The organism is Streptomyces sp. NPDC005551, from assembly GCF_042871785.1.
Classification (GTDB): Bacteria; Actinomycetota; Actinomycetes; order Streptomycetales; family Streptomycetaceae; genus Streptomyces.
This window is the reverse complement of sequence record NZ_JBIAJE010000014.1, coordinates 17,475-30,162: the sequence shown is the minus strand read 5'-3', so window position 1 is coordinate 30,162 and position 12,688 is coordinate 17,475. Positions and strand designations below refer to the sequence as shown.

Below are 12,688 nucleotides of genomic sequence, written 5' to 3'. Positions count from 1 at the left end.
CTGTGCACCGTGACTTCGCCTGCATCGACGGACCGTGTTCCGCCCCAGCTCAGCGCGGGGCCGCGCCCCGCACCGGGTCCGGCCGCCGACGAGGGCCTGGCGCGGCGGCTGCGCGCGCTCGCCTGCACCGCGCCGCTGCACGACCTCGACGCACGCAAGGCCAACCTCGCGGGCGAGTACTCGGTGTACGGGATGGCGGAAGTGGCCCTCGCCGCCATCGATCTCATCACGCTGAACATGGACTTCGACACGGGCGCCGACCACGACCAGATAGTGGCCCGCCTCGTCCCCCGCATCGCGGCGCAGGCCCCGCAGCGGCCCGTCGCCGAGCACGAGCGCGTGGCCCGCTGGGTCCTGGAGAACCTGATCAACGTCGGCAGTGTCGACCGCGGCTTCCGGGCCGTGTACGGCACGTTCGCGTCCGACGGTTCGTACGTCCGGCGTGACTACGACTTCAAGCTGATCGAGGAGGTGCCCGGCTACGGGGGAAGTGTCTACCTCCGTACGACGGACGAGGCGGTCAACGTCCTCGTCGGTGCCCTCGACACGGACGTCACCAGCGCGCAGATCGCCGCCGAGGTCAAGCTGGAGGTGCTGATCAGCCGGGGCAGGCTCGCCGACGCCCAGCTGGCCGCCGAGCAGGCCCGGTACCGCACCGTGCAGTACTCGGAGACGCTGCGCAGGGCCCTCGACGCGACCCGGCGCAACGTGCGCGCGGTCGACTGGCTCCAGGCCGTCCCCGACATGATCGCGGAGGCCCTGGACCACGTCGCCGACCGCTACCGCCACGAGAACGCGATCCTCACCAACATCCGCAAGGCCCGCGACGAGTCCGAGGACCCCGAGCAGAAGCGGCGCGCCGCGGAACTCGTGGACATCGTCAAGGACTGCATCCGGCGGCACACGCAGTTGCAGTCCCGGCTGCTGGAGGCGGGGCCGCTGTTCCGCGCCGAGCAGGACAGGCAGGCCTTCGCCACCCCGATGACCACCGCGGGAATCGACCTCTACGGTCACCTGGTCGCCCCGGTTCTGCCGCTGCCCGTGGAGCAGGCGACGCGCGTGACGGACGCCTTCTTCGCGCACGGGACGGGGCTGCGCACGCCCGTCTCGGTGCGGGTCGGGGACCTCGTCGACATACTGCTGACGCCGCCCGTGGAGCGCGAGCACCTCGGCGCCGAGATGCCCGAACCCGACCTGATCGCCACTCCGGACGACAGCCGCTTCAGCGAGGAGCAGCTGACCGCCGCCATGCAACTGCTCGAACTCCCCGCCGACGCACCCCGACGGCTGTCCGGGCTGCTCGCCGAGGCCCGCGACAAGGACCCCGAACTGCCGTATCTGGTCGCCCTGCTGGCCGTGCACGCGGCCAGCCCGCCGGTCGGCACCGCCTACCGGCAGGGCGAGGAGAAGCTGCTGTTCGCGGTGGACGACGGGACCGAGCTGGACGATCCCGAGTTCGGTGGCGCGGACCTCATCGTCGGGACGGCCCTGCTGGACGCCGCCGGGATGGCGGCCGGCCGTACGGAGGCGGCGTGAACGCCATGCCCGAACCGGCGGCCGTCCGCCCGCCGGTGGGCTGCATGTCGGGCGTCCGCGCGCCGGTGGGCTGCACATCGGCCGTTCGTACGGCGGTGGCGCGCACGTCGGCCGGTCGCGTGCCGTCCGTCCGCGGTCGCCCCGCCCGCCTGTCCGACGGCCCGTCCGCTGCCTTCCACCGTGAGTCCGGGCCGGGCTGTGGGGGAGACCGGTCCGGCCGGGACCCCGTCACGGTGGCACGCGCCCGTGTGACGTGGCCGCCCGACGGCGCACCGCCCGTCCCTCACCGGGGTTCCACCCCCGCCAGGGCCTGTCCACCGTGGCAGTGGTCATGACCCGGGGGCCCCGTGAACGCGGTCTGTCGGCCCGTGTGCCGGGTCCGTGTCCGAGTCCGTCCGATGCCGTACCGCGCGCCCCTCGCCGGGGCGCCGTCACCCCCGTAACGCCGAATCAAGGAGCCTGAGCCGTGACCGAGCACGTCGAGTGGAGTGAACCGGAGGCCGCCGCCACTCCGGCGAGCGCCGCCGTCACCCCCGCCGACGCCGCCGACGCGGCGCGCCTCGTCGCCTTCGGGCTCCAGCCGAAGCTGCAGCCCGCCCGTGACCAGGAATACGCGGAACTGCTGCGCCGCTACCGCGAGGACCCGCCGTTCGCCCGGCTCGCCGACGCCGTGGCGACGGGGCTGGGGCTGATCGTCCTGGAGGTGTCCCCGCGCGCGGGCATGGCCGTGACCGCCGCCGAGGACTCGGTGTTCGCCGTCCGCATGGGCGACTACGCGCGCCGGACGTCCGCGGACTCCGGCGACCGGTTCCTGCACGGCCTCGCACATCTCGCCGTCGCCGCCATGGCGTTCCCGCGCCCCGAGGACCTCGCCGACGACGGCTACATCGGACGCGTCACGGTCAACGGCGTCGACGCCTTCGTCCGGCAGGCCTGCCGCCGCCTGGAGGAGCGGGCCGACGAGCAGGGGCAGAACACCGACCCGGCGACCGACGCGCCGGGACTCGAAGCCGCCTGGCGGATCTGGGCGCGGCGCAGCGCGGCCGGCGCCACCAAGGACGCGCGCAGACTGGCCGGTTCCACCACGGGCATCGTCGGCAAGGCCGTCGCGTTCCTCACCGACTCCGGCTTCCTCCAGCGCACCGGCGACGACTCCGGAGGGACGTACCGGACCACCGCCCGCTACCAGCTCCAGGTCCGTGACATGGCGGGCAGCGCAGCCATGGCCGAACTCCTCGAGCTGGGCGTGGTCCCCGTGACCGACGGCACGGCGACCCTGCTGCCCGCCGAGGACACCGACGACCTGGAACTCGTCGCAGACGCCGGACTGCCGTTCCATTCCTGACCGCTCCCCCCCACACGATCACGAGAGTCCGCCGCCATGTACGAGCTGTCCCGGGTCCGCCTCTACTCCATCGGGCCCGCCGGTGCGCGCTACGCCGACACCGTCCTGGACCTGAGGGGCGTGGGCGAGCCCGTGCCCGACCCCGCGCCCACCCAGGCGGAGTTCTTCCAGGAGGAGCCGGTCGGCCCGCCGCGCCGCCCCGCACCCGCGGGCGTGCTCTTCCTGGAGAACGGCGGCGGGAAGTCGGTCCTGCTCAAGCTGATCTTCTCGGTGATGCTGCCGGGCCACCGGAACACGCTGGGCGGCGCCAGCTCCGGCGTCCTGCGCAAGTTCCTGCTCGCGGACGACTGCGGGCACGTCGCGCTGGAGTGGCAGCACACGCTGACCGGGGAGTGCGTCGTCGTCGGCAAGGTGAGCGAGTGGCGGGGCCGGCAGGTCTCCAACGACCCGCGCAAGTTCGCCGAGGCCTGGTACTCCTTCCGCCCCGGCCCCGGGCTGAGCCTGGACAACCTGCCCGTCGCCGAGGCCACCGCCGTCCGCCCGTCCGTCGAGGGCGTCTCCGGTGCGCAGGGGCGGCGGCGCACCATGAAGGGCTTCCGGGACGCGATCACCGAGGCCGGCAAGGCCTACCCGCACCTCGAAGTGCACTGGGAGGAGATCCACGACCGCTGGATCGAGCACCTCGGCGACCTGGGACTCGACCCCGAACTCTTCCGCTACCAGCGCGAGATGAACGCCGACGAGGGCGAGGCCGCCGGTCTCTTCGCGGTCAAGAAGGACTCCGACTTCACCGACCTGCTGCTGCGTGCCGTCACCGACACCCGGGACACGGACGGGCTTGCCGACCTGGTCAGCGGCTTCGGCAACAAGCTGGGGCGGCGCGCCGAACTGATCGCCGAACGGGACTTCACGGCGGGGTCGGTGGACCTCCTCACACGGATCGTCGACGCGGCCGAGGCCCGCGGCCGGGCACGGGACATCCACACGGCGGCCGAGCGGCGCACCCGGACCCTGGCCCGGCGCCTGTCCGCCCGGTCGGTCCGGGAGCGGCACCGCGTGGGCGACCTCGCCCGGGGGGTCACGGCCGCCGCGCACACGGTCACCGAAGCCGAGGACGCCCGCTCCCACAGTGCGCTGATCTCCGCCGAACTGGCCTACCGGCACGCCTCGTTGGCGCTCGCCGGAGCCGAGAGGTCCGCCGCCGCCCAGAAGCGGGAACTGGCCGACGCACGGACGCTGCACGCCGCCTGGCAGGCCGCCGAACTCGTCCTGCGGCACCGCTCCGCCGCCGACCGCTCCGCCCGCGTCGCCGCGGCGATCCGGGAGGCCGAGCGGGACGCGGCGCCGGCGCTCGCCGCCCGGGCGAAGGCCGCCGTCGACCTCGTACGCGCTCTGCACGGCGCCGCCGAAGGAGCCGAGGCGCTTGCCAACGAGGAGGAGGAGCGGTCCGCCGCCCTCCAGGAGGTCGGCGAGGCCGCGCACCGCGACGCGACGGCCGCCGCGACCGAGGCCCAGCGCGCCCGCAGCGAGGTCGGGCACCTGCGCCAGCGGCTGGCCGAGGTCGAGCAGGAGACCGCCGAGGCGGTGCGCGCGGGCTGGCTGGACGACAGCGCCCCGGACGCCGATCCGGCGCGGGCCGCGCTGGCCGCCAGCGACGCCGAGAAGTCCGCCGTGGCGGCCTGGGACACCGCCCGGGACGCCGCGCGCCGTGCCGCGGAGCATGCCCGGGAGGCGGCCTCCGCCGAGTCCCGCGCCGAGCTGACGGCGGCGCGCGCGGCGGACGCGGCCACGGCGGCGGAGCGCGCCCACGACGCGGAGCGGCGCACGGCACAGGCGCTGGCGGGCGAGGAACGGCTCACGGAACTGCTCGGCCTGCCGGGCGCTCCCGCACGGACGGGCGTTCCGCAGCCCCGGCGCGACGAGAGCGCCGGCGAAGCGGGCCCCGCGGGCGGAACCCCGCTCACCCCTGAACAACTGGACCGGTACGCCGACGAACTGCGGGAACTGCTCGACGAGGGCGTCGCCTCCGCGGAGCGCCAGCTCTTCGAACTGCGGACGGCCGCCGCCGACGACGCGCGCATCCTCGGCGCGCTCGGCGACGGCGGCCTGCTGCCGCCCGGCCCGGACGTGCTGGCCACCGTCGAGTTCCTCGGCGAGCACGGCATCCCGGCGCTGCCCGGCTGGCGCTACCTCGCGCAGGCCGTCGACCCCGCCGACCACGCGCGCGTGCTGACCGCCCGCCCCGAGCTGGTCGACGGTGTGATCATCACCGATCCCGACACCCACGCCCGGGCCCGTCAGGCGCTCGGCGAGGCCGCGCTGCTGCCGCGCTCCGCCGTCGCCGTGGGCACCGCCGCCGCGCTGCTCGCCCCCACCCCGGCCCCGGGAGACGACAGCGGAGACGTCTTCCTCGTACCGCCGAACCCGGCCATGCACGACGAGCACGCCGCCGACGAGGAGCGGCAGGCACTGCGCGGCCGCGCGACCCGCCGGGACGAGGAGATCCGCACGCTCGCGGCCCGGCTCGGCAAGGACCGGGAACTGGCCGCCCGGCTGGCGTCCTGGCGCGCCGGGTGCCCGGCGGGGCGGCTCGTCGAGCTCGCCGCCGCGGCCCGTGACGCACGCGCGTTCGCCGAGGAGACGGAGGCCGAACTCACCGAGGCGCGCGCCGTCCGCGCCGAGGCCGACGAAGAGGCCGCCGAGGCGGCCCTCGTCCGGGACGAGCGGCAGGAGACCGCCCAGCGGGCCCGCCGTGCCGCCGACGCCCTCGCGGGGCTCGCCTTCCGGCTGCGCGAGCGCGCCGGCTGGCAGGTCAAACTCCGTGAACTCGCCGACGAGGCGGCGGAGTCGCAGACCCGCGCCCAGGTCTGCCTGGAGCGCGCACGCGCCGCCGACGAGGACCGCCGCGCCGCCCAGCGCGCCGCCGACGACGCCCGCCGCACGGCCCGGGCGCTGCGCGCCGAGCGCGCCGAGATCGCGGGCGTACCCGACGACGTGAAGGACAAGGACGAGGACGACAGGGCGCCCGGAGCCGGCGACAGCACGCCCAAGTCCTCCCTGCCCGCCCTCCGGGAGGCCTACCGGGCCGCCTCCCAGCTCTACGAGAAGGTCGGTGTCGGCGCCGATCTGCGCGCCGAGCAGGCACGCGCCGAGAGCGACGAGAGCGCGGCGATCGCCGAGTTCGAACGGCTCAGCAACAAGGTGCGGACCCGCGCCGCACAGCTCCTGGAGTCGCCGGACGGCTCCGACGGCCCGTCCCGGCAGGCCGCCGCGGCCCGCGCCGAGGAGCTCGTCCAGCTCCTGGAGACCCGGATGTCGACCGCGAGCGAACAGCTCGGCCGGCTGCGCGGCGAGACCGAGCGGCACGCCCCCCAGGAGGGCGAGGCCCACACCGCACTGCCCGAGGAGCTGACCCCCCGGGACGCCGAGCACGCCCAGGCGCTGCTGCGCACCGCGACCGGTGAACTCGCCGCGCGCACCGAGGCGGTGAGCCGGGCGCGCGAGACTCACGCCGAGCTGCTCGACGCGCACCGCGCGGCGGAGGACGCCGCCGGCGGCTTCGAGGAGACGGCGGCCCTGCTCCGGGACCTGCTGCGCGAGACCTCCGAGGAGGAGCAGGAGGAGACCGAGCCGTACCCCGGCACGCTGGAGGAGGCCCGGCACGCAGCCACCGAGACCCGCCGCTCGCTGCGCGGCTGCGGCGCCGACCTGTCCGCGGCCGAGGCCGCCGTGCGCGAGGCGAGCGACATTCTCGTACGGCACGCCAATTCCACGCGCTACGAGCAGGTGCGCACCCCGGCCCGGCAGCAGATCCGCGAGCTGCCCGCCGCCGCGCTGCCCGAGCACGCGCAGAAGTGGGCGGACGCGTTCGCCCCCCGACTGCGGGTGCTCACCGACGAGTTGGCACAGCTGGAGCGGAACCGGGACTCGATCGTCGACCGGCTGCGGGGACTCGTGGAGTCCTCGCTGGCCACGCTGCGGTCCGCGCAGCGGCTCTCCCGGCTGCCCGAAGGGCTCGGCGAGTGGTCCGGGCAGGAGTTCCTGCGGATCCGCTTCGAGGAGCCCGACCAGGCCACGCTCACCGAGCGGCTCGGCGAGGTCGTCGACGAGGCCACCCGCGCCGCCGTCAAGAAGAACTCGGACATGCGCCGCGACGGCATGTCCCTGCTGCTGCGGGGCGTCAGCGCCGCCCTCCAGCCGAAGGGCGTCGCCGTCGAGATCCTCAAGCCGGACGCCGTGCTGCGTGCCGAGCGCGTCCCCGTCGGACAGATGGGCGACGTCTTCTCCGGTGGTCAGCTGCTCACCGCCGCCATTGCCCTGTACTGCACGATGGCGGCGCTGCGCAGCAACGACCGGGGCCGCGACAAGCACCGGCACGCCGGCACGCTCTTCCTCGACAACCCCATCGGGCGTGCCAACGCGACGTATCTGCTGGAGCTCCAGCGCGCCGTGTCCGACGCGCTGGGCGTGCAACTGCTGTACACCACCGGCCTGTTCGACACGACCGCGCTCGCCGAGTTCCCGCTCGTCATCCGGCTGCGCAACGACGCCGACCTGCGCGCGGGGCTGAAGTACATCAGCGTGGAGGAGCACCTGCGGCCGGGACTGCCGCGGGAGGCCGCCGCCGGGGAGCCGGGGCACAGCGAGATCACCGCGACTCGCATGTACAGGCGTCCGGCGCCCAGCGCGTCGTAGTGTCCGGCGCCGGCTTCGCCGCGGGCCGGTCCGGGAGCCTCGCCGTCCGCGTCGCCCGTCTCGTCCGTCGCCCGTCTCGTCCTACGAGTGCGACAGCCGGCGTGCTCCGCCCCGGCGGCGTATCCGCCCCTCGGGCCGCTCCGTGGCCCGGGCGTGCCGCCGGGCCACGCGGCGCTCGCGCCTGAGCGCGCGTGCCGTGCTGCTCGGTACGGACACCACTCCATGGCGCTGATTCCACACCTGGCGGGTCACCCAGACGTCGAGGGCGGCCCAGGTGGCGACCACCGTGCAGGCCACGCTGCTGAGCACCATCGGGAACGCCAGCCAGGAGCCGGCCAGAGTGCACAGGAAGGCGATCACGGCCTGCGTGAGCGTCACCGCGATGATGATCACCGCGCGCACCGCCGCCGTACGCACGGGATCCGGCAACCGCCGCCTGCGCGCGGGCTCCTCGACCCACAACGGCCGGTAGTAACGCTCTTCATCCTCCCGGGTGGCGGTCCCGCCGTCCGCGGCGACTCGACGCGCGCCCGAGCGGTCCGTCGCCGGGGCGGACCGGCGCCCGGCCGGGGAGCCGTCCTCCGAGGTGACCCGGCCGGCGGCGGCGGCGTCTCCCCGCGAGGTCGACCCGCGCGGGTCCGTGAACTCGACCGCGGCGTGCGGAGCCTGCCCCCCGGCCGTCGTCGCACGGCGTTCGCTCACCGGGGCGCCGGGCTCGGGTGTCTGCGGACCCCGCCGTGCCGTCACCGGCGCCGCGACGCCGCTCCTGAGCGCCTCGCGCTCCACCGTGCCCATCAACACGTCACTCCCCATCCCCAGCAGACCGCTTGCCCTGGTACCCCCGAGACCTCCGAAGACTCCCGCTTCCCAGTGGCTGCCCGGTTTGCGCTGTTCTACGCGGCCCGGGCGCGGCATGCGACGCCTTGTGGCCGATTCCGCCACTCATTCCCGTACAGAAAGACGAACGACCTCCCGCGAAGATTCCCGACCACCGAAGAATTCCGGCCAACCAGCAACCCGCGCCGGCGGCTTGCGAGGTGGGCACGGGTGCCGGAACGGGGGAGGCAATCTCCCGCAATGCACCGACAACTACTGATGTCCCGTTCAGTTCACGGCAGATGCGGGTTCGGACAGCCCTTCGAGATACCTGTGCGTCGGTAGTAGGCTCACGCCGTTTGTTGACGCACATGTGTGCCCCCGGACCAGCGGGGGTCGAGCTGGGGGAGGCCATGCGCTTTCGCGGGAAGTCCATCCGCCGGAAGATCGTGGCGCTGCTGCTCGTGCCGCTGGTGTCCCTGACCGCGATCTGGGGCTTCGCCACGGTGCTCACCGGACGCGAGGCGCTCCACCTGTTCGACGTGTCGGACGTCGTGGAGAAGGTCGCCTTCCCCACCGAGGACACCATCGCCGTCCTCCAGCAGGAACGCCGTCAGAGCCTCGTGTACCTCGCCGACCCCCGCGCCTCGGACGCCCGGGCGGCACTCGGACGCAGCCGGGCCGCCACCGACAAGGCCGTCGCGAAGGTCCGCCGGAACGCCCAGGACCACGACGTACGGGCGGAGATGAGCGAGGGCACCGGCGAACGTGTCACCTCGATCCTCGACGCCCTCGGCGGACTCGACTCGCTGCGGGGCGGCATCGACGAGGGCACCGTCGACCGGACCCAGGCCCTCGGCCTCTACAACCAACTCGTCGACCCCTGCTACGTCCTCCTGGCCAACCTCCACGTGCTCGACGACGTCGAGATGGACAAGCAGGGGCGCGCCCTCGCCAACGTCGCCCGCGCCCGGGAACTGCTCTCCCGTGAGGACGCGCTCCTCGGATCCGCGCTCGTGGCGGGCCGGCTCACCGACGACGAGATCCGCGACGTCTCCGACCTCGTGGCCCAGCGCGGCCTCCTGTACGACACCAGCCTGCCGCTGCTGCCCGCCGCCGAGCGCGTCCGCTTCGAGCGCTACTGGAAGAACGCCGTCACCGCCCCGCTCCGCAACGCCGAACAGTCCGTCATCGGCTCCGCCCCCGGCGCCCCCCGCGGAGTCACCGCGAAGAGCTGGGACGAGACGGCCGGACGGGCACTCGCCGAACTGGACCGGCTCGGTGACGAGGCGGGGGACCGCTACCAGGACCGGGTCCACCCCCTGGCCGTCAACGTCATCGTCAAGGCGGCCATCGCCGGCGTCCTCGGCCTGGCCGCCCTGCTCGTCTCCCTGTTCATGTCCGTACGCATCGGCAGCAGCCTGATCCGTGACCTGCGCAGGCTGCGCCTGGAGGCCCACGAGGCGTCCGGCGTCCGGCTGCCCAGCGTCATGCGCCGCCTCTCCGCGGGTGAACAGGTCGACGTGGAGACGGAAGTGCCGCGCCTTGAGTACGACAGGAACGAGATCGGCGAGGTCGGCCAGGCGCTCAACACCCTGCAGCGGGCCGCCGTCGAGGCCGCCGTCAAGCAGTCCGAGCTGCGCGAAGGCGTCTCCGATGTCTTCGTCAACCTCGCCCGCCGCAGCCAGGTCCTGCTGCACAAGCAGCTCACCCTGCTCGACACCATGGAACGCAGGACCGAGGACACCGACGAACTCGCCGACCTGTTCCGCCTGGACCACCTCACGACGCGCATGCGCCGCCACGCCGAGGGCCTGGTCATCCTCTCCGGAGCCGCCCCCTCCCGGCAGTGGCGCAAGCCCATCCAGCTCATGGACATCGTCCGCGCCGCCGTCGCCGAGGTCGAGGACTACGAGCGCATCGAGGTACGCCGTCTGCCGCGCGTCGCGGTCACCGGCCCCGCGGTCGCCGACCTCACCCATCTCGTGGCCGAACTCCTGGAGAACGCCACGGTGTTCTCACCCCCGCACACGGCCGTCCAGGTCCTCGGCGAACGCGTCGCCAACGGCTTCACGCTGGAGATCCACGACCGCGGTCTCGGCATGGCGGCCGAGGCCCTGCTCGACGCCAACCTCCGGCTCGCCGAGACCCCCGAGTTCGAACTGTCCGACACCGACCGGCTCGGCCTCTTCGTGGTCAGCCGGCTCGCGCAGCGGCAGAACGTCCGGGTCTCCCTGCAGCCGTCCCCGTACGGCGGCACCACCGCGGTCGTCTTCATCCCCGACGCGCTGCTCACGGACGACGTCCCGGACACGAACGGCATCGGCTTCCGCCTCGACCGCGCGGCGGCCACGAAGGAGGCCGAGACCGGGCAGGACCGCACCGCGGCCCTGTCCGAGGTCCCGGTGCGCCTGCCCGGACTGCCCGCCTCGATCCTGGACGGTCCCGTCGAGCTGGAGGCTCCGGTCGGTCTCGACGGCCTGGACGGCCTTCCGGGAACCCTCGGCGAGGACGACGGCGAACGCGACGGCCTCTTCTGGCCGCGCCGCTCCCTCACCGGTGTCCTCGGCGAACAGCACCAGCAGGCCCGCGAGGGCCAGGGGGAGACCGCGCGCCCCGCTGGGCCCGACCGTCCGGACGCCCCCGTCCCGCTGCCGCAGCGTCGCAGGGCACCCAAGCTCGTCAGCTCCCACGGACGCCCGGTGTCGGACGTCCGGACCCGGCGCGGGGATCCCGACGGGACAAAACCGCTGGGCCTGCAACCCCCGGCCCCGGGACGCGCGGAGTTCGAGGACACCCGGCCGTCCGCGGCGCGCCGCGGCTCCCGTGGCGCGGCACCCGCACACTCCGGCACCGAGCCGGCCGGTTCGGCGAGCCGGTCCGGCGCCGGACGCGGCGAGGCGCCGGGCCGCTCCGGCGGCGACCCCGTCCCGCCGGCCCCCGCCGAACACCCCGACACCCCCGGACGCCTCGACGGCACGGCCCCCGGGGCTCCCGCCCGGCCGTCGGGCGCACGCCGCCCGGGCCGCCCGGCCGGTACGGAGGAGACGGGCGCGCACCCCGGTCCCGCGACCGCTTCACCGGACGCGGGCCCGCTGCCCCGCCGCGTACGGCAGGCCAGCCTCGCGCCGCAGCTGAAGGACGGACCCGCGCGGCGCACCGAGCGCGACGGATCGGGGAGCGGCGGCGCGGAACCCGCCGAGCGCGACGCCGACGACGTGCGCAGCCGGATGGCCTCGCTCCAGCGGGGCTGGCAGCGCGGCCGCGAGGAGAACGCCGGGGGCGACGATGCCCATGACGGCTCAGCACAAGGAACGACAGAGGGAGACGGTCGATGACCGCACCGAAGGCCGCAGGGCACCCCGTGAGCAGCGCGACGTCGGGGGAGCTGAACTGGCTCCTCGACGACCTGGTGGACCGGGTCGCCAGTATCCGCAAGGCGATCGTGCTCTCCGGCGACGGACTGCCCACGGGAGTCTCCAAGGACCTGACCCGGGAGGACAGCGAGCACCTGGCCGCCGTCGCCTCGGGATTCCACAGCCTCGCCAAGGGGGTGGGCCGGCACTTCGAGGCGGGCAGTGTCCGGCAGACGATCGTGGAACTCGACGACGCCTTCCTGTTCGTCACGGCCGCGGGCGACGGCAGCTGCCTCGCCGTCCTCTCCGAGGCCGAGTCGGACATCGGACAGGTCGCCTACGAGATGACGCTCCTGGTCAAGCGGGTCGGTGTACATCTGGGCGCCGCTCCGCGCACCGACCTGCCCGCCGACGGGTAGTGGGATGGCATGAGCGGAGACGGTCACGCAACACGCCACTGGTTCGACGACGACGCCGGACCGGTGGTTCGTCCGTACGCCATGACGCGGGGCCGCACCACCAGCCCGGGCCAGCACCGGCTGGACCTGATCGCGGTGGTCGTCACGGAGACCCACGCGGACGATCCCGAGGCGGACCAGGCGCTGTCCCCGGAGCACGTGGACATCGTCGAACTCTGCCGCGACGCACCGCAGTCGGTCGCCGAACTCGCCGCGGAGCTCGACCTTCCCATCGGGGTGGTACGCGTCCTGATCGGCGACCTCGTGGACGAGGAACTGGTCCACGTGACCCGTCCCGTACCGCCCGCGGAGCTGCCGGACGAGAGCATCCTCCGCGACGTGATCAGCGGCCTCCGGGCGCTCTGAGCGGCACGGGATCACGGTGACGACGTGCCTGCCCCACGGGTTCGCGGTCCGGCGCGGCGACGGCGGCGTACGGCACGGGATGAGCCGGGAGAGCTCGGCGCGGGCCGGGTCGGTAC

Annotated in this window: 7 protein-coding genes; 6 read left to right on the top strand and 1 reads right to left on the bottom strand. The window is 74.4% G+C overall.

The window, feature by feature from the left end; all coding sequences use genetic code 11:
* The first annotated feature begins 9 nt into the window (after nt 1-9).
* The 3 genes from ACFYP4_RS31185 (at nt 10) to ACFYP4_RS31175 (ending at nt 7,576) form a co-directional block, all read left to right on the top strand.
* Nucleotides 10-1,536: a hypothetical protein gene (locus ACFYP4_RS31185; protein ID WP_358852633.1), complete on the top strand. Its 1,527-nt coding sequence runs from the start codon at nt 10-12 to the stop codon at nt 1,534-1,536.
* 466 nt (nt 1,537-2,002) lie between these two features.
* Nucleotides 2,003-2,881, top strand: a complete 879-nt coding sequence (locus ACFYP4_RS31180; RefSeq protein ID WP_358852632.1) for a hypothetical protein — start codon at nt 2,003-2,005, stop codon at nt 2,879-2,881.
* Between the two features lie 36 nt (nt 2,882-2,917).
* The gene (locus tag ACFYP4_RS31175; RefSeq protein ID WP_388790004.1) at nt 2,918-7,576 is read left to right on the top strand and encodes a hypothetical protein; all 4,659 of its coding nucleotides are present in this window, start codon (nt 2,918-2,920) and stop codon (nt 7,574-7,576) included.
* A gap of 81 nt (nt 7,577-7,657) precedes the next feature.
* Here the strand turns inward: ACFYP4_RS31175 and ACFYP4_RS31170 are convergent, their stop codons facing one another.
* Nucleotides 7,658-8,371 carry a hypothetical protein gene (locus ACFYP4_RS31170; protein ID WP_388790001.1) on the bottom strand — a complete coding sequence of 238 codons (714 nt, stop codon included), beginning with the start codon at nt 8,369-8,371 and terminating at the stop codon, nt 7,658-7,660.
* Nucleotides 8,372-8,805: 434 nt separating this feature from the next.
* Between ACFYP4_RS31170 and ACFYP4_RS31165 the strand changes: the two genes are divergently transcribed.
* The 3 genes from ACFYP4_RS31165 to ACFYP4_RS31155 are packed head-to-tail and all read left to right on the top strand — an operon-like array spanning nt 8,806 to nt 12,572.
* The gene (locus ACFYP4_RS31165; RefSeq protein WP_358855356.1) at nt 8,806-11,730 is read left to right on the top strand and encodes a nitrate- and nitrite sensing domain-containing protein; all 2,925 of its coding nucleotides are present in this window, start codon (nt 8,806-8,808) and stop codon (nt 11,728-11,730) included.
* The gene (locus tag ACFYP4_RS31160; RefSeq protein WP_358855355.1) at nt 11,727-12,167 is read left to right on the top strand and encodes a roadblock/LC7 domain-containing protein; all 441 of its coding nucleotides are present in this window, start codon (nt 11,727-11,729) and stop codon (nt 12,165-12,167) included. The genes ACFYP4_RS31165 and ACFYP4_RS31160 overlap by 4 nt, the downstream gene beginning before the upstream one ends.
* A gap of 9 nt (nt 12,168-12,176) precedes the next feature.
* Entirely contained in the window at nt 12,177-12,572 is a 396-nt protein-coding gene (locus ACFYP4_RS31155) for a DUF742 domain-containing protein (protein WP_358855354.1), read from the top strand.
* The last annotated feature ends 116 nt before the right edge of the window (nt 12,573-12,688 follow it).